Origin of the sequence: Pseudomonas putida, assembly GCF_005080685.1 — a bacterium.
In the GTDB taxonomy this organism is placed as follows: domain Bacteria; phylum Pseudomonadota; class Gammaproteobacteria; order Pseudomonadales; family Pseudomonadaceae; genus Aquipseudomonas; species Aquipseudomonas putida_V.
In genome coordinates this window covers 658,168-676,080 of sequence record NZ_CP039371.1, presented here as the reverse complement: position 1 = coordinate 676,080, position 17,913 = coordinate 658,168, and the positions used below count along the sequence as shown (strand labels likewise).

The 17,913-nt window shown below is 64.6% G+C and carries 16 protein-coding genes; 9 read left to right on the top strand and 7 right to left on the bottom strand.

The features are described from left to right. Positions 1–83: 83 nt before the first annotated feature. From E6B08_RS03280 to E6B08_RS03265, 4 genes are all read right to left on the bottom strand, one after another. Positions 84–371, bottom strand: coding sequence for a YceK/YidQ family lipoprotein (locus tag E6B08_RS03280; RefSeq protein WP_136912732.1), 288 nt, complete (start codon positions 369–371; stop codon positions 84–86). Continuing rightward, positions 368–997, bottom strand: a complete 630-nt coding sequence (gene ubiX / locus E6B08_RS03275; protein ID WP_136912731.1) for a flavin prenyltransferase UbiX — start codon at positions 995–997, stop codon at positions 368–370. Before ubiX ends, E6B08_RS03280 begins: the two co-directional genes overlap by 4 nt. Then, positions 994–2,343, bottom strand: coding sequence for a UDP-N-acetylmuramate:L-alanyl-gamma-D-glutamyl-meso-diaminopimelate ligase (gene mpl / locus E6B08_RS03270; RefSeq protein ID WP_136912730.1), 1,350 nt, complete (start codon positions 2,341–2,343; stop codon positions 994–996). Before mpl ends, ubiX begins: the two co-directional genes overlap by 4 nt. A 66-nt stretch (positions 2,344–2,409) precedes the next feature. Further along, positions 2,410–4,251 (bottom strand): sigma-54-dependent Fis family transcriptional regulator, encoded by a 1,842-nt coding sequence (locus E6B08_RS03265; protein WP_416194367.1) that lies wholly within the window; start codon positions 4,249–4,251, stop codon positions 2,410–2,412. A 406-nt stretch (positions 4,252–4,657) separates the two neighbouring features. On the opposite strand from E6B08_RS03265, the gene E6B08_RS03260 reads away from it, so the two are divergent. The 9 genes from E6B08_RS03260 (at position 4,658) to E6B08_RS03215 (ending at position 13,936) form a co-directional block, all read left to right on the top strand. Then, positions 4,658–6,178 (top strand): aldehyde dehydrogenase family protein, encoded by a 1,521-nt coding sequence (locus E6B08_RS03260; RefSeq protein WP_136912729.1) that lies wholly within the window; start codon positions 4,658–4,660, stop codon positions 6,176–6,178. 227 nt (positions 6,179–6,405) lie between these two features. Next, positions 6,406–7,854 (top strand): ethanolamine permease, encoded by a 1,449-nt coding sequence (gene eat, locus E6B08_RS03250; RefSeq protein ID WP_136912728.1) that lies wholly within the window; start codon positions 6,406–6,408, stop codon positions 7,852–7,854. Positions 7,855–7,903: 49 nt separating this feature from the next. Then, complete coding sequence (locus tag E6B08_RS03245; RefSeq protein WP_136912727.1) at positions 7,904–9,298, top strand: ethanolamine ammonia-lyase subunit EutB; 1,395 nt, start codon at positions 7,904–7,906, stop codon at positions 9,296–9,298. A 9-nt stretch (positions 9,299–9,307) separates the two neighbouring features. Continuing rightward, positions 9,308–10,126 (top strand): ethanolamine ammonia-lyase subunit EutC, encoded by an 819-nt coding sequence (gene eutC / locus E6B08_RS03240; RefSeq protein ID WP_136912726.1) that lies wholly within the window; start codon positions 9,308–9,310, stop codon positions 10,124–10,126. 109 nt (positions 10,127–10,235) lie between these two features. Further along, complete coding sequence (locus E6B08_RS03235) at positions 10,236–10,694, top strand: GNAT family N-acetyltransferase (protein ID WP_136912725.1); 459 nt, start codon at positions 10,236–10,238, stop codon at positions 10,692–10,694. Positions 10,695–10,956: 262 nt separating this feature from the next. Continuing rightward, complete coding sequence (locus E6B08_RS03230; RefSeq protein WP_136912724.1) at positions 10,957–11,604, top strand: DedA family protein; 648 nt, start codon at positions 10,957–10,959, stop codon at positions 11,602–11,604. Positions 11,605–11,611: 7 nt separating this feature from the next. Next, complete coding sequence (locus E6B08_RS03225) at positions 11,612–12,427, top strand: zinc-dependent peptidase (RefSeq protein WP_136912723.1); 816 nt, start codon at positions 11,612–11,614, stop codon at positions 12,425–12,427. 92 nt (positions 12,428–12,519) lie between these two features. Beyond that, positions 12,520–13,047: an inorganic diphosphatase gene (gene ppa / locus E6B08_RS03220; RefSeq protein ID WP_136912722.1), complete on the top strand. Its 528-nt coding sequence runs from the start codon at positions 12,520–12,522 to the stop codon at positions 13,045–13,047. 178 nt (positions 13,048–13,225) lie between these two features. Next, positions 13,226–13,936, top strand: a complete 711-nt coding sequence (locus E6B08_RS03215) for a LexA family transcriptional regulator (RefSeq protein WP_136912721.1) — start codon at positions 13,226–13,228, stop codon at positions 13,934–13,936. 256 nt (positions 13,937–14,192) lie between these two features. Here E6B08_RS03215 and E6B08_RS03210 read toward each other — a convergent pair whose 3' ends face one another. From E6B08_RS03210 to E6B08_RS03200, 3 genes are all read right to left on the bottom strand, one after another. Next, the gene (locus E6B08_RS03210) at positions 14,193–14,849 is read right to left on the bottom strand and encodes a hypothetical protein (protein WP_192938613.1); all 657 of its coding nucleotides are present in this window, start codon (positions 14,847–14,849) and stop codon (positions 14,193–14,195) included. Beyond that, positions 14,842–15,507 carry a hypothetical protein gene (locus tag E6B08_RS03205; RefSeq protein WP_136912719.1) on the bottom strand — a complete coding sequence of 222 codons (666 nt, stop codon included), beginning with the start codon at positions 15,505–15,507 and terminating at the stop codon, positions 14,842–14,844. Before E6B08_RS03205 ends, E6B08_RS03210 begins: the two co-directional genes overlap by 8 nt. Positions 15,508–15,673: 166 nt before the next feature. Further along, complete coding sequence (locus tag E6B08_RS03200) at positions 15,674–17,851, bottom strand: TonB-dependent siderophore receptor (RefSeq protein WP_136912718.1); 2,178 nt, start codon at positions 17,849–17,851, stop codon at positions 15,674–15,676. Positions 17,852–17,913: the final 62 nt, after the last annotated feature.

Sequence of the window (17,913 nt, the reverse complement as noted above, 5' to 3'; positions counted from 1 at the left end):
CCCGTAACGGCCTCATCGCCGGCAAGCCGGCTCCTACCGGTCTATCACAGCGCCTGTAGGAGCCGGCTTGCCGGCGACAGGCTTCACAAACCACCGGTAGCCTGAAAGCCGATGCCCGCCGCCGTCAGCAACGACAGGGGCAGAAACAGGGTATCGAGCAGCATGCTCCCCGGCAGATCAAGGCGTGGATACTTCGGTGCCTCGGCGCCGAAGTGATCCTTGGGGCAGCACCCGCCATTGATCACATACATGTCCAGCCGGGTCCCGGCATACACCACCGGCGCGCCCGGCTGATTGGCGTCCAGGGTACGCACGGTGGCGCAGCCGCCAAGCGCCAGCGCGCCCAGCAGCCCCAGCAATGCGCCCCTCAATCATCGACCCCGAAGTGATGCTCGCCCCAGCGCGGCAGCATGTCCTGGGGAATGTTCAGCAGGTTGAGGATGCGCGCCACGACGAAATCGACCAAGTCATCGATGGTCTGCGGCTGATGATAGAAACCCGGCGCCGCCGGCAAGATCACCGCGCCCATCTGCGACAGCTTGAGCATGTTCTCCAGGTGGATGGTCGAGAGCGGCGCCTCGCGCGGTACCAGGATCAACTGCCGACGCTCCTTGAGGGTGACGTCGGCGGCGCGCTCGATCAGGTTGTTGCAGGCACCGGTGGCGATGGCCGACAGCGTCCCCGTCGAACAGGGCACCACCACCATCGCCGCCGGAGCGCCGGAGCCCGAGGCCACAGGCGACATCCAGTCTTCCTTGCCATAGACCCGCACCTGGCCGTCGGCGGCGCCGGTGTACTCGGTCAGAAACGCCTGCATCGCCTGTGGCTTGGCTGGCAAGACCACGTCGGTTTCGGTGGCCATCACCAGTTGCGCGGCCTTGGAGACGAGGAAATGCACCTCCCGGTCTTCGCGCACCAGGCAGTCGAGCAGACGCAGGCCATACTGCGCCCCGGAGGCGCCGGTCATGGCCAGGGTGATACGTTCCGGCCCGTTCACTTCAGGGCCTCGGCCAGTTTGCCGTGGAGGCCGCCGAAACCGCCGTTGCTCATGATCACCACGTGGGTGCCCGGGCGCGCCTGGCCCTTGACCCGCTCGATGATCGCTTCGAGGCTGTCGGCCACCACGCTCGGCACCTTGCACTGCGCGGCCGTGGCCGCCAGGTCCCAACCGAGGTTGGCCGGGGCGTACCAGATCACCTGGTCGGCGTCGTTGACACTGTCCGGCAGGCCATCGCGGTGCGCACCGAGCTTCATGGAGTTGGAGCGGGGCTCGATCACCGCGATCACCGGCGCTTCGCCGACGCGCTTGCGCAGGCCGTCGAGGGTCGTGGCGATGGCGGTCGGGTGATGGGCGAAATCGTCGTAGATGGTCACGCCCTGGACCTCGGCGACTGTTTCCATGCGGCGCTTGACGCTCTTGAAGGCGCTCAAACCGTCGATACCCATGGCCGGCACCACGCCCACATGGCGAGCGGCAGCCAGGGTCGCCAGGGCATTGGCGACGTTGTGCTGACCGGTCAGGGCCCAGTCGACCACGCCCTGCGACTCACCGTCGAACAGCACCTCGAAGCGCGAGCCATCGGCGCTGAGCAGCTTGGCTTGCCACTGGCCACCCACACCGGTGGTCTGCACCGGGGTCCAGCAGCCCATGCCGATCACCCGCTCCAACGCAGGCTCGGTGGTGGGGTGGATGACCAGGCCTTCGCTGGGAATGGTGCGTACCAGATGATGGAACTGCCGCTCGATCGATGCGAGGTCAGGGAAGATATCCGCATGATCGAACTCAAGGTTGTTGAGGATCGCGGTCCGCGGGTGGTAGTGCACGAACTTCGAGCGCTTGTCGAAGAAGGCGCTGTCGTACTCGTCTGCCTCGACCACGAAGAACGGCGTACCGCCAAGGCGCGCCGACACCGAGAAGTTCTGCGGCACGCCGCCGATCAAGAAGCCTGGGCTCATGCCTGCATGTTCCAGCACCCAGGCCAGCATGCTGCTGGTGGTGGTCTTGCCGTGGGTGCCGGCCACGGCCAGCACCCAGCGGCCTTGCAGCACATGGTCGGCCAGCCACTGCGGGCCCGACACATAGGGCAGGCCCTTGTTGAGCACGTATTCCACTGCCGGGTTGCCGCGCGACATGGCGTTGCCGACCACTACCAGATCGGGCGCCGGGTCCAGTTGCGCCGGGTCGTAGCCCTGGGTCAGTTCGATGCCCTGGGCCTCGAGCTGGGTGCTCATCGGTGGATAGACGTTGGCGTCGGAGCCGGTGACGCGGTGGCCGAGCTCCTTGGCCAATACCGCCAGCGAACCCATGAACGTGCCGCAAATACCTAGAATGTGAATATGCATGGTCGACCTCGCAAAACTTCGAGGCAGGGTAGCCCAGGGCGAAGAAAATCGCACACGATGTTTCGCTCAGGCGGCTCGGGTAATGCCGTGCTTGCGCAGTTTTCGATAGAGGGTATTGCGGCTGATGCCCAGTAGCTCGGCGACGCGGGTCAGGTGCCAGCGATTGGCCTCCAGGGTGGTCAGCAGGGCCTGGCGTTCGGCATCCTGCAACACTTCACGCCCCCCAAGAGCTTCAGGCATGTCACGACAACTGTGGGAGCTGGCTTGCCCCGCGAAGAGGCCAGCCGCGCCACCCTGATGACCTGGACGGTCGCCTTCGCGGGACAAGCCCGCTCCCACAGACGCCCCGTCGACTCTGATGATGGCGGGGAGATCCGAGAATTCGATATGTGCCCCGTCACACAACGCCACCAAGGTGCGCAGCACGGTACGCATCTGCCGCACATTGCCCGGCCAGGCGAAGTCCAGCAGCGCCTGCCGCGCCTGCGGCTCGATGGCGATGACCTGGCCCTGGGCTTCCTGACGCAGCAGCAGATCGAGCAGCGCCGCCTTGTCGCTGCGCTCGCGTAGCGCCGGCAACGCCACCTCCAGGCCGTTGAGGCGGTAGTACAGGTCTTCGCGGAAACTGCCCTGCTCGACCCGCTCGAGCAAGTCGCGGTGGGTGGCACTGACGATGCGCACATCCACCGCCTGCGGTTCGCCACCGATCGGCACCACCTGGCGCTCCTCCAGTACCCGCAGCAGGCGGGTCTGCAAGGCCAGCGGCATGTCGCCGATCTCGTCCAGCAACAAGGTACCGCCATCGGCCTGCAACAGTTTGCCGCGCATGCCTTCCTTGCGCGCCCCGGTAAAGCTGCCGCCGCGATAGCCGAACAGCTCGCTCTCGATCAGGTTTTCGGGGATCGACGCGCAGTTGACCGCCACGAACGGCTTGCCTCGTCGGGCGCTGGCCTGGTGCACGGCCTGGGCGAACGCCTCCTTGCCGCAGCCGGTCTCACCGCGCAGCAGCAATGGCACATCGCGCTCGAACACCCGCACGGCGCGCTGCAACTCGCGCTGCAGCACTGGGTCCAGCAGGCATACACCCGGAGCCGGCGCGGGCACCACGCTGGCCGGCAACGACCACAGCGGGCGCTGCGCCTGGCCGCGCAGGCTGGCGAACATCTGTCGGCCATCGCGGCTGCGCAGCGGCCATGCGGTGCTGGCCGAAGGCATGGCGCGGCTGAACAGCTCGTCGTGCCTGCAGGCGAAAAACGCCTCCATCGCCTGCCCCAGCACCTCGCCGCGCAAGCATCCGAGCAGGTTCAGCGCACCCTGGTTGGCCGCGCAGATGCGCCCATCGCCATCGAACGCCAGCAAGCCTTCGCCCACCAGCCCCGGCGACTCGGCCTGCAGGTGAAAGCGCAGCAGCCAGTGGCGCTCGAACTGGCGCAGGAAGTACGCACTTTCGATCAACTTGGCCGACAGGGTGACCAGCGCCATGGTGTGGAACTGGCTCTGGCGCGACACATCCGGGCGGGCCGACGACACGTCGAGCACCGCCAGCAACTCGCCATGCGGGTCGAACACCGGGCTGGCCGAGCAGGTCAGGCCGATGTGCCTACCGCGAAAGTGTTCGTGCTGGTGGATGGTCAGGGCCTGGCGCTCGACCAGGCAGGTGCCGATGCCGTTGGTGCCCTCGCGGGCCTCGCTCCAGTCGGCGCCCAGCCAAAGCCCCGCCCGCTCGAACACGCGCCGCTCAGTGGGCGCGGTGACGCAGTTGAGGATCACCCCGCGAGCGTCGGTTAGCAGCACCGCATGACCGGCTCCAGAGAGTTGCTGGTGCAGGCTGTTCATCTCGCCACCGGCGATTTCCAGCACCTGGCGCAGGCCCTCGCGGCTCTCCAGCAGGCGCTGATGCTCCAGCACCAGCGGCGCCTGGGCCCGTGCCGGGTCGAGGTGGTAGTCCTCCAGGCAACGCAGCCAGGAGCGGGCAATGGAAGGGTCACCTGTGGCCGCGCCCGGGCGACGGTATGTACCTGCCGGGCATGGCGGCTGAGATCGTTGCTCTGCATTTGTTGTTGTGCTCCGCAGATAGAGACTTCACGCCAGCATCCTCCACCCGAGCGGGCTTTGCAATGCAAGCGCCGCAGGCGTCTCACCAACGGTACAAAGTGTCACTCCCTGTTGCGCCAGGTCTGGCACAAGGCGCCCTGCTCCGACGCTGCGCAATTGCCCAAGTCATTGATTGCACTAGGGGTCGCCACGCTGGCCCGGGCTTTGCTCTACGCTTTTGAACTCCGCAACAAAACACACAATAGCCAGGAGACACACCATGCGTTACGCACATCCCGGTACCGAGGGCGCGAAGGTTTCCTTCAAGAGCCGCTACGGCAACTACATCGGTGGCGAGTTCGTAGCTCCGGTCAAGGGGCAGTACTTCGAGAATACCTCCCCGGTGAATGGCAAACTGATCGCCGAATTCCCCCGTTCCACTGCCGAAGACATCGACAAGGCGCTCGACGCCGCCCACGCAGCCGCCGATGCCTGGGGCCGCACTTCGGTGCAGGACCGCTCCAACGTGCTGCTGAAAATCGCCGATCGCATCGAACAGAACCTCGAGCTCCTGGCCATCACCGAAACCTGGGACAACGGCAAGCCAGTGCGTGAAACCCTCAACGCCGACATTCCCCTGGCCGTGGACCACTTCCGCTACTTCGCCGGCTGCATCCGCGCCCAGGAAGGTGGCGCTGCAGAAATCAACGAAGGCACGGTGGCCTACCATATCCACGAACCGCTGGGCGTGGTCGGGCAGATCATCCCCTGGAACTTCCCGATCCTGATGGCCGCCTGGAAACTCGCCCCGGCCCTGGCCGCCGGCAACTGCGTGGTGCTAAAGCCCGCCGAGCAGACGCCACTGGGCATCAGCGTACTGGTCGAGCTGATCGGCGACCTGCTGCCCAAGGGCGTGCTCAACATCGTCCAGGGCTATGGTCGCGAGGCCGGCGAAGCGCTGGCCACCAGCAAGCGCATCGCCAAGATCGCCTTCACCGGCTCCACCCCGGTCGGCTCGCACATCATGAAATGCGCCGCCGAGAACATCATCCCGTCCACCGTCGAGCTGGGCGGCAAGTCGCCGAACATCTACTTCGAAGACATCATGCAGGCCGAGCCGAGCTTCATCGAGAAGGCGGCCGAAGGCATGGTGCTGGCGTTCTTCAACCAGGGCGAGGTCTGCACCTGCCCATCGCGGGCACTGGTGCAGGAGTCGATCTACCCGCAGTTCATGGAAGCGGTGATGAAGAAGGTGCAGCAGATCAAGCGTGGCGATCCGCTGGACACCGACACCATGGTCGGTGCGCAGGCCTCGCAGCAGCAGTTCGAGAAGATCCTCTCGTACCTGGAAATCGCCGAGAAGGAAGGCGCCGAGCTGCTGACCGGCGGCAAGGTCGAGAAGCTCGAAGGCGCGCTGGCCACCGGTTACTACATCCAGCCGACCCTGCTCAAGGGCAACAACAAGATGCGCGTGTTCCAGGAAGAAATCTTCGGCCCGGTGGTCAGCGTCACCACCTTCAAGGACGAAGCCGAAGCCCTGGCCATTGCCAACGACACCGAGTTCGGCCTGGGGGCCGGGGTGTGGACCCGCGACATCAACCGCGCCTACCGCATGGGCCGGGGGATCAAGGCCGGTCGTGTGTGGACCAACTGCTACCACCTGTACCCGGCGCATGCCGCGTTCGGTGGCTACAAGAAATCCGGCGTCGGCCGGGAAACCCACAAGATGATGCTCGACCACTACCAGCAGACCAAGAATCTGCTGGTGAGCTACGACATCAATCCGCTGGGCTTCTTCTAAACCACGTTGCGGCATTCGCGGGCAAGCCCGCTCTCACAGGTCCCGTGCCGGCCTTGAACATGGCACATCACCTGTGGGAGCGGGCTTGCCCGCGAAAAGGCCGCCATTGACAGGCTCCATTGCCGTGCGGTTCCCGTGCACGAACCGCTCTGGCCCGCTTCCTGCAGTCTCGATCACCATCGGCCCGGAACCCCTCCGGCCCCCAAAGAAAAACAACAGGTGAATCCATGCCAAGCGATCATTCCGCCGGCACGCCGGCTGGTTCTTCCGTCGATTTCGAAAAGGTCGGTTCCGACTACTTCCAGCAACGCGAATTGAAAAAAGGCGCCGCCGGCTGGGTGCTGCTGGTCGGCCTGGGCGTGGCCTACGTCATCTCCGGCGACTACGCCGGCTGGAACTTCGGCCTGGCCCAGGGCGGCTGGGGCGGCATGTTCCTGGCGACCCTGCTGATGGCCACCATGTACCTGTGCATGTGCTTCTCGTTGGCCGAGCTGTCCTCGATGATCCCTACCGCCGGTGGCGGCTACGGTTTCGCCCGCAGCGCATTCGGCCCCTGGGGCGGCTTTCTCACCGGCACCGCGATCCTCATCGAGTACGCCATCGCGCCCGCCGCCATCGCCGTGTTCATCGGCGCCTATTGCGAGTCGCTGTTCGGCATCGGCGGCTGGATGATCTACCTGGCGTTCTACATCGTCTTCATCGGCATCCACATCTTCGGCGTGGGCGAAGCGCTGAAGCTGATGTTCATCATCACCGCCATCGCCGCCATCGCCCTGGCCGTCTTCCTTGTGGGCATGGTGCCCCATTTTGATGCAGCCAACCTGTTCGATATCGCCAAGACCGATGCGGTCGGGGCCAGCAGCTTCCTGCCGTTCGGCTATGTCGGCGTGTGGGCGGCAATCCCCTACGCCATCTGGTTCTTCCTCGCCGTCGAAGGCGTGCCGCTGGCCGCCGAGGAAACCAAGAACCCGAAACGCGACCTGCCGCGCGGCCTGATCGGCGCGATGCTGGTACTGCTGGCGTTCGCCCTGCTGATCCTGGTGGTCGGCCCTGGTGGTGCGGGCTCCGAAGCGCTGAAGGCATCCGGCAACCCGCTGGTCGAGGCCCTGTCCAAGGCCTACGGTGGCAGCACCTGGATGGGCAGCTTCGTCAACCTGGTGGGCCTGGCGGGCCTGATCGCCAGCTTCTTCTCGATCATCTACGCCTACTCGCGGCAGATCTTCGCCCTGTCGCGCGCCGGCTACCTGCCACGCAAGCTCTCGGAAACCAACAAGAGCAAGGCACCGGTACTGGCCCTGGTGATTCCCGGCATCATCGGTTTCGCACTGTCGCTGACCGGCCAAGGCGACCTGCTGATCCTGGTCGCGGTGTTCGGCGCGACCCTGTCGTACGTGCTGATGATGGCCGCGCACATCACCCTGCGCATCCGCCGGCCGAAGATGGAGCGCCCCTATCGCACCCCGGGCGGCATCGTGACCTCGGGCGTGGCTCTGGTACTGGCGTGCATCGCCGTGGTGGCGGGCTTCCTGGTCGATCCGCGGGTGGTGATTGGCGCCGCGGTGATCTATGGGGTATTAATTGCCTACTTTGCTTTCTACAGCCGCCACCACCTGGTAGCGGGTACGCCGGAAGAGGAATTCGCCGCGATCCAGCAGGCCGAAGAGGCCCTGCACTGATCGCCGACACCCGCCGCGGGCCTGGCCCGCGGCGCTCTGGAGATTCTGTATGGCAAGCATCAAACACACGGTGGGCAACCTGGTCTACCGCTTCGACAGCCTCCGGGAAGTCATGGCCAAGGCCAGCCCGGCGCGCTCCGGCGACTATCTGGCCGGCATCGCCGCCAGCAACGATGGCGAACGGGTGGCCGCTCAGATGGCACTGGCCGATATCCCCCTGCGCCACTTCCTCAACGAAGCGCTGATCCCCTACGAGCAAGACGAAGTCACCCGGCTTATCGTCGACAGCCACGATGTACAGGCGTTTGCCGCCGTCAGCCAGCTGACCGTCGGCGGCCTGCGCGACTGGCTGCTGAGCGATGCGGCCAACGAAGACAGCCTGCGCGCCCTGGCCCCGGGGCTGACCCCGGAAATGGCGGCTGCCGTGTCGAAGATCATGCGCGTGCAAGACCTGGTGCTGGTGGCGCAGAAGATTCGCGTGGTCACCCGCTTTCGCGGCACCATGGGCCTGCGCGGGCGCCTGTCGACCCGCCTGCAACCCAACCACCCGACCGACGAGCCGGCGGGGATCGCCGCGAGCATTCTTGACGGCCTGTTGTACGGCAACGGCGACGCGATGATCGGCATCAACCCGGCCACCGACAGCATCGCCTCGATCTGCGCCCTGCTGGAGATGCTCGACGCGATCATCCAGCGCTACGACATCCCCACCCAGGCCTGCGTGCTCACCCACGTAACCACGTCCATCGCCGCCATCGAACGCGGCGTACCCTTGGACCTGGTGTTCCAGTCGATTGCCGGCACCGAAGCGGCCAATGCCGGCTTCGGCGTCAACCTCAACGTGCTGCAGGAAGGCTATGAGGCAGGGCTGTCGCTGCAGCGCGGCAGCCTTGGGCAGAACCTCATGTATTTCGAGACCGGCCAAGGCAGCGCGCTATCGGCCAACGCCCACCATGGCATCGACCAGCAGACCTGCGAGGCCCGCGCCTATGCCGTGGCCCGGCATTTCAAGCCGTTCCTGGTCAACACCGTGGTCGGTTTCATCGGCCCGGAATACCTGTACAACGGCAAGCAGATCATCCGCGCCGGGCTGGAGGACCACTTCTGCGGCAAGCTGCTGGGCGTACCGATGGGCTGCGACATCTGCTACACCAACCATGCAGAAGCCGACCAGGACGACATGGACACCCTGTTGACCCTGCTCGGTGTTGCCGGGATCAACTTCATCATGGGTATCCCGGGCTCCGACGACATCATGCTCAACTACCAGACCACTTCGTTCCATGACGCGCTGTACGCACGCCAGACCCTGGGCCTGCGCCCCGGCCCGGAATTCGAGGCATGGCTGGAGCGCACCGGCATCTTCACCCAGGCCGATGGCCGAGTACGCTTTGGCGACAACCTGCCGCCGGCCTTCCGCCAGGCCCTGGCGCAGCTTGCATAGGACATGACCATGGACCCTCGCACGCCCTCCCCGGCCAACCCCTGGCTGGCCCTGCGCAACCTTACCCCGGCGCGCATCGCCCTGGGCCGCAGCGGCACCAGCCTGCCCACCGGGGCGCAGTTGGACTTCCAGTTCGCCCATGCCCAGGCCCGCGATGCCGTGCACCTGGCCTTCGACCACGCGACCCTGGCCGAGCAACTCAAGGCGCACGGTCGCGACAGCCTGGTGCTGCACAGCGCCGCCAGCGACCGCCATCAATACCTGCAACGCCCCGACCTGGGCCGACGCCTGCACGAGGACTCGGCGCAACTGTTGCGCGAGCACGCCCGGGCCAACCCGGGTGGCGTCGACCTGGCCATCGTCGTGGCAGACGGGCTCTCTGCCTTGGCGGTACATCGCCACACCTTGCCGTTGCTGGCGCGCTTTGAGGAACAGGCCGCCGCCGATGGCTGGCGCAGTGCGCCGGTACTCCTGGTGCAGCAAGGCCGGGTGGCCGTCGCCGATGAAATCGGTGAACTGCTCGGCGCCCGCATGACGGTGATGCTGATCGGCGAACGCCCTGGGCTCAGCTCGCCCGACAGCCTGGGCCTGTACTTCACCTACGCGCCCAAGGTCGGCCTGACGGACGCCTACCGCAACTGCATCTCCAACGTGCGCCTGGAGGGCCTGAGCTATGGCATGGCCGCACACCGACTGCTGTACCTGATGCGGGAGGCCTGCCGGCGGCAGCTTTCGGGAGTGAACCTGAAGGACGAGGCCGAGCTGCACAGCATCGACAGCGAAAACACCAACAGTAAAAAAGGAAACTTCCTCCTCGACGAAGGGTAAAGAACATGTCACGGAAGGCGGATTGTGCTGGCGACGCGCATTGGGGCAGCATGGCCCTGAACGCTGCTGGCATTCCGCCGTTTTTCCAAATGGACTCTGAGGGCCGCACATGCGCATCATCAAGGCAACCCTGGAACACCTCGACCTGCTGACCCCGCTGTTCGTCAAATATCGCGAGTTTTATGGGGAACTGCCCTACCCGGACAGTTCGCGAACCTTTCTGGAAAAACGCCTCAAGCGCGACGAGTCGGTGATCTACCTGGCGCTGCCGGACGACGACGATGGCAAGTTGCTCGGTTTTTGCCAGCTTTACCCGAGTTTTTCGTCGCTGTCGCTCAAGCGCGTGTGGATTCTCAACGACATCTACGTGGCCGAGGATTCGCGGCGCATGCTGGTGGCCGACCATCTGATGCGCGAGGCGCGCAAGATGGCCAAGGACACCCATGCGGTGCGCATGCGGGTGTCGACCAGTGCGAGCAACGAGGTGGCGCGCAAGACCTACGAATCCATCGGATTTCGCAAGGACACCGAGTTCGAGAACTACGTGTTGCCGATCAATTCCGATTGAGCGCATCGCCGGCAAGCCGGCTCCTACCGGTACCCCAGAGCGCCTCGATTGGTGTAGGAGCCGGCTTGCCGGCGATGCGGCCGGTTCAGCCCCCCAGTAACCCCCAGCTACAAACTCTCCGGGCACGATCCCCACATCGCCGTATAATGCCCTTTCCTGACATAAAGAAATTTACCCACCCGTAGGTTAAAAAACCCTACATCCTGGGCGTCGTCCGTCATCGCGTGCCCGTAGTCTCGGGTCAAGAACACAGGTGCTGTACATGGATTTCAACCCGCTGGACCTTATCCTGCATCTCGATACCTACCTCGACCTGCTGGTCACCAACTACGGCCCCTGGATCTACGCCATCCTCTTCACCGTGATCTTCTGCGAGACCGGCCTGGTGGTGATGCCCTTCCTGCCGGGCGATTCGTTGCTGTTCATCGCCGGCGCCGTGGCTGCCGGTGGCGGCATGGACCCGGTATTGCTGGCCGGCCTGCTGATGGCCGCGGCAATCCTCGGCGACAGTACCAACTACGTGATCGGCCGCACCGTGGGTGAACGCTTGTTCAACAACCCCAATTCGAAGATCTTCCGCCGCGACTACCTGCAGCGAACCCACGATTTCTACGAGCGCCATGGCGGCAAGACCGTGACCATGGCGCGTTTCCTGCCGATCCTGCGTACCTTCGCGCCCTTCGTCGCCGGCATCGCGCACATGCACTACCCGCGCTTCCTGGGCTTCAGCGTGGCCGGTTCGCTGCTGTGGGTGGGCGGCCTGGTGACCCTGGGCTACTTCTTCGGCAACGTGCCGTTCATCAAGCAGCACCTGTCGCTGATGGTGCTGGGCATCATCGTCCTGTCGCTGGTGCCGATGATCCTCGGCCTGCTGCGCGGGCGCCTGGGCCGCACGGCCAAGGCTCACTGATCGCTCCATGTGGTCGTTGAGCGCCTGGCGGCGCAAGCGCACCCTGGCGCGCTACCCGATCGACCCAGGGCTATGGCAGGTGATCCGCGAACGCCTGCCCATGCTCGATGGCATCAGCCAGGCTGAAGACCGCTGGCTGCGCGAGGCGTGCATCCTGTTCCTGCACGACAAGCACCTGACCACCCTGCCCGGGGTGGAACTGGACGACGAACAGCGCTTGTACCTCGCCGCCCAGGCACAACTGCCGCTGATGCACCTGGGCGAGTTGAACTGGTACCAGGGCTTCCACGAGATCATCCTCTACCCCGACGACTTCAAGAGCCCGCAACGCCACCGCGACGCCAGCGGCGTAGAGCATGTCTGGGACGGTGAGCACAGCGGCGAGGCCTGGCAGCAGGGGCCGGTGATCCTGGCCTGGCATGGCGTACTGGCCAGCGGCGGCTGGGATGCCTACAACCTGGTGATCCACGAACTGGCGCACAAGCTCGACATGCTCAACGGCGACGCCAATGGCCTGCCGCCCCTGCACCGCGATATGCACGTCGAGACCTGGGCCAGGGCGATGCAGCAGGCCTACGACGACCTCAACCGCCAACTCGACGCCAACCCGGACGCCGAAACCGCCATCGATCCCTATGCCGCGGAAAACCCGGCGGAGTTCTTCGCCGTTACCAGCGAGTACTTCTTCAGTGCGCCCGACCTGTTGCAGCAGGCTTATCCACAGGTGTACGCCCAGCTCGCGCTGTTCTACCGCCAAGCGCCGCTCGAACGCCTGCAGCGTTTGCAGGCCGAACACCCGGACTACCGCGAAAGCCACGCCTGATGCGCCCGCGCATCCGGCTGGGCGTGGCAGCCCCGAGTGGAATGTGTCTATAATCGCCGCCACTTTTTGAACAAACACGGGGGCATAGCCCAATGAGCTACAGCAAGATTCCGGCTGGCAAAGACCTGCCGAACGACATCTACGTCGCCATCGAGATCCCGGCCAACCACGCGCCGATCAAGTACGAAATCGACAAGGGCAGCGACACCCTGTTCGTCGACCGTTTCATGGCTACCCCGATGTTCTACCCAGCCAACTACGGTTTCATCCCCAACACCCTGGCCGACGACGGTGATCCGCTGGACGTGCTGGTCGTCACCCCGTACCCAGTCGCCCCAGGCTCGGTGATTCGTGCTCGCCCGGTCGGCGTGCTGAACATGACCGACGACGGCGGCGGCGACGCCAAGGTCATCGCAGTCCCGCACGACAAGCTGTCGCAGCTGTACGTCGACGTGAAGGAATACACCGACCTGCCTGCTCTGCTGATCCAGCAGATCGAGCACTTCTTCGCCAACTACAAGGATCTGGAGAAGGGCAAGTGGGTCAAGATCGAAGGCTGGGAAGGCGCCGACGCCGCCCGTGCCGCGATCACCAAATCGGTCGCTGCCTACAAAGGCTGATACCGGTTGCCAAAAAAACCCCGCCCAGGCGGGGTTTTTTTATGGGTATCTGCGGGTATGCATGGTAGAGCGTCCTGATGCGTCCTAGGCACTCGTCCTACAAAATGCCCATTTTCCTCGCATTCGTATCAACATCACGTTCATTTCCCTGCTCATATGCCGACGTTACACTCGGTCCATGAACATATCCGGTGAACGCCTCAAGGCTCTCCTCCAGGAGTATGGCCTGACCTCTTCCGAATTCGCTGCGCAGCGTGGTGTCTCGCCGCAGCACGTCAACAACTGGTACAAGCGCGGCATTCCGCTTGCACGCCTCGACGAATTGGCCGAGGTGTTTTGCGTCAACCGCCGCTGGCTGCAGAGCGGCGAAGGCCCCAAGCATCCCGCACCGCTCCTGCGCAGTGACCTGTCCGCGTCGCAGCCGGTCGATGCGCCGACGCTGCTCGGCGCCCAAAGTGGCTATATGCAGCAGGTGCCGCTGCACGCGCCGCACGAGGGCAAGCTGGTGCCTGTACCGGGCAACTACCTGCCACTGCCCGCCCAGGCGCTGCAGACCCTTGGCATCCCCAGTGAGGCGGCCATCTGCGTGGCCATGTCCGACAGCAACATGGCCCCGCTGATACCAAAGGGCGCCATCGTCGCCATCGACTGCAGCCTGACCCAGGTGATCGACGGCGAAACCTACGCCCTGCTCCACGATGGCGTGCTCAGGGTGAACAACCTCAGCCTGGGCCAGTACGGCACCTTGTGCCTGCACAGCCACGACCGCGAGCAGCACGCGCCCGAGCGTTACACCCGGGCGCAGCGACGCGCGCAAGGCCTGCAAATCCTCGGCTGGGTGTTCCACTGGTCGCATTTTCGTGGGCAGCGGCCTGGCGCATCGCGCTGATGGCAATTTTTACTGGGCATACGGCGCCGGCCCTTGTATGCTACGCGGCACACCAGCCCCGACCGGCGCAAGCCGCGATCCAGAGGGCTCGGCAACGTCCCACACGGCCGTTTGCCATCACTATTCGGCCCTTGATGGCCACACGTTTAAGGCGGTTGCGGCTTACCAAAAATTAGCCAAGAGCGTCCCCGAGAAGCCGGCCACAAGCCGGCTTTTTAATGCCTGCAACATTCTCGCCGCTCAGCACGGGGCACGCTTACGTGCCCAGCCGCTCCACGCCCGGGAACAACTGCCCCAACGTGCGTCGCGCCTGCGCGGCTTCAAGGTAGGCATACAACAGGCCGGTCAGTTCATCGAGCTGCAGCGCCCTACCCGCCAGGGTCGGTGTGCACACCCACACCTTGAGTCGCAGACCGCCGGCCAGCGCCACGGCATCCGGGGCCACCAGCGACTTGAAGCATGCGGGCTGCAACGTTGGGGCACGGCTGAACGCCGAGACCGAAAACACCAGCAAGGTACTCAGGCGTCGCTGGTCGATGTCGAACGCATCGAAGGTATGCCAGGGTAAAGGCACGGGGGAATTGGCAAAGCAGATCGTCTCGGGGGTCACGCCCAGCACCCGCTTGCCGTGGCGGCGGCGCAGCGCCTCGGCCAATGCCAAGCCGGCCAGACCCAGCGCCAGCAGCGGCAGGCCGCACCCCCACAGCAGCCATTTCACCGGCAGCGGAGTGTGCGGGCCGAAGACCAGCGGCAAAGTGGCCAGCCATAGGCCAACCGCAGCTAACAGCAATGCCAGCAATGCACACACCAGCGCCTTGCCGAGCGAACTTTCGTGAATCTCCAGCGACTCGCTCGGCCCGTCGGCGCAAGCCTGGAGATACTCCAGGTGCGCCTCGCGCTCGCGGTCATCCATTGGCCTGCAGGGCCTCCAGCTGGCGTTGGGCATGCGCTGCGTCGCGATAGGCGGCCAGCAGTGCGAGCACTTCCTCGTTGTCCAGCTTGCGCCCGCCGACCGCCAGGCCCGCGGACATGATGCGCAATTGCAGACGAGGCTTTCGAATCACCATCGTCTGGTTGCCGAAGAACTGCAACCTGGCGACGCGATGATCGGGCAGTACCGCTTCGTCACTCATGTTCAGCGTCTGCATCGTTACCAGCCCCTCATCCTTGATGCCGACATCCTCGACCTGGGCCATATCGACCGGCGTATCCAGGGTGTCGACGAACAGCTGGCGGCGGGTCAGGCGCATGAACACATGGGTGCCGGCATTGCGATGCTGCCAGCTCACCGCAGCCGAGATGACCGCCAAGAAGATGGCCGCCACGATCATGCCGGTCTTGCCCATGTTGAAGGCCAGGGCAAGCATCCCCAACGACACCAGCAGCATCACCGGCCCCCACACCTTGTAACGGCGCGAGTTGGTGAATTCGGTCTGTTCGGGTACACGCTCGATCATCTGCTTGAGTTCGGCGATCACGCGGTCGCGCTGGGCCGCGCGGGATTGATCGTATTCGGCGCTGAGCGAGCCGCTGAGGTTGGACAGCGAGTCCGGGTTTTCAGGAGTGGTCATGGGTATCGTCCCGGTTGAAAGGCCTGTATTGAAGTGGCCGAGTATCGACCTGCCAAGCTGGCAGGTCGCTATTCACAACAAAAAGGCCGTCGAGCACAACGCCAGATGCGCGGACTGTGCACGGGTTAACACTTGTGCTGACCACGCACACAGCGACGGGCGCGGCTCAGAAATCGTAGCGGGCACCGACCATCATGCTGCGCGAAGGGCCGTAGAAGTTGAAGGTCGAGGTCGAGCCCACCCGCGACAGGTAATCCCGGTCGAACAGGTTGTTGACGTTGAAGGTGGCGGTGAGTTTGTCGGTGACCGGGTAGGACAACATCGCGTCGACGGTGGCATACCCCGGCGCATCGATGCGCACGCCGCCGTTCTCGGCGTAGAAGTTGCTCATCGCCGAGACGCCGCCGCCGATGGCCAGGCCGTTCAGCGGGCCCTGGTCGATGGTGTACTTGGTCCACAGCGAAGCCTGGTTGCGCGGCATGATGAAGAACGTGGTCTCGGCATCGCCCTTGACCGTGTCGGTCTGCATCCAGGTGTAGCCGGCCAGCACTTCCCAGTTCTGCGCCAGCTTGCCGCTGACTTCGACTTCGGCGCCCTTGACCCGGGTCTTGCCGGACGCGACGGAGTCGGTGGTCGCCACGCCGTCAGCGTCGTAGACGGTAGTGGCGCGGTTCTTGTCAGTCAGGCGGAAGACCGAGAAGCGGGTATTGAGGTCGCCACCGAAGTAGCTGCTCTTCAGGCCGAATTCATACTGCTCGCCCTGGCGCGGCTTGAGGACCCGGCCATTGACGTCGGTGTCGGACTGCGGCTTGAACACCTGGGAGTAGCTGGCGTACAGCGCATGGGTGTCGGTGAGGTCGTAGACCACGCCGCCATACGGGGTGAAGCGGCCGTCGACGCGCTTGTCGTCTTCGGTGGTTGAGCCGCTGCTCAGGGTGGTGGTGTAGAAGTCACCGCGATACCAGCTGAATCGGCCACCAGCGATCAATGCCAGGCGCTCGACCGGGCGGAAGGTGACCTTGGAGTACAGCCCGTATTCCTCTTCCTGCGAACCGGTCTCGGTGCTGTAGTTCGGCGACGGCTTGGCGAACTGGGTCGGCGAGTAGCTGTTGACGTCGATGGTGCCCAGGGTGGTGGCGCCATTGAGGTATTCGGTGTCGTAGTTCTTGTAGTCGGTGCCGACCACGAACTCGCTGACCTGGCCGAAGGTTTCGAACGGCTGGCTGTAGCTGGCGTCCAGCGAGTAGGTGTCCTGGGTGAAGTCCCGCGCACTGGCCCGCAGCGAATTGGCACCGGTCTTGGCGTTGGTCGCGGTGAAGGCGTACAGGTAGTTGGTGTCGCGGTGCGAGCCGCGAGCTGCGATCCGGCCGTAGCCACCATTGTCGAAACGGTGGGTCAGCTCGGCAACCAGGTCGGTGGTCTTACCGTCGAAGTAGTTCCAGTCGGCACCGAGGAATTTGGAGTGACTGAAGTCGGGCACTTCACCGGACAGCGTAGCCGGGTAGCCATTGTGCGGGGTGATGTTCTTCACTTCGTGGATCAGGCCGAACGACAGCAAGGTGTCGTCATCCAGGTCGATGTCCAGCGCACCGTAGTAGCTGTTGCTGGTGTTGGCGTTGTAGTCCACTTCGCCGTTGGTGTCGTCACGCGAGGCGACGAAACGCCCGCGCACACGGCCTGCCTCGTCCAACGGTCCGCTCAGGTCGATTTCCTGATGGTTGGTGTCCCAGGTGCCGTAGCTGCCTTCGATGTGCCCCTGGAACTCGGCGGTCGGGCGCTTGCGCACCATGTTGACGATGCCGCCCAGCTCGCTGGTGCTGCTGAACAGGCCCGCCGGGCCGCGCATGATCTCGACGCGGTCGAAGGCTGCCAGCGAGGGTACGGTACCGAAGATGCTGGCCATGGGCGCCGGCAGGCCGTCGATGTTGAATTCGCTGTACTCATAACCACGGGCGTAGATCGACGAGCGGCCGCTGTCGTTGGTCAGGGTGCGCAGGCCGGCGGTGTACTTGGCCAGGTCATCGAGGTGCACGAACTGGCGGTCCTTGACGTAGTCCTGGGTGTAGACGGTGATCGACTGCGGGATGTCCTTGAGCGCGGCAGGGGTCTTGGTGCCCACGGTGGCAGCGTCGACGCTGTAGCCACCGGTCTGCTCCGACGGCAGCATGTCGTACAGGCGGTTGCCTTCGATGGTCAGCGCCGGCAAATCGAGCGAGCCATCCGCTTGCGCAGCCTCGGTCGCAACCGTTTCAGCCAGTGCCGACAACGAAAACGGCGCCAGCAGCCCCAGTACCAGCCAGCCCCGAACCCGACGCGAGCTCCCCACACCTTTGATACCGCTCATGACACACCTTTCAGTTGGATTTGCAGTGGACAGGACAGCAGCCGATTCGCTTGCACCGCGCC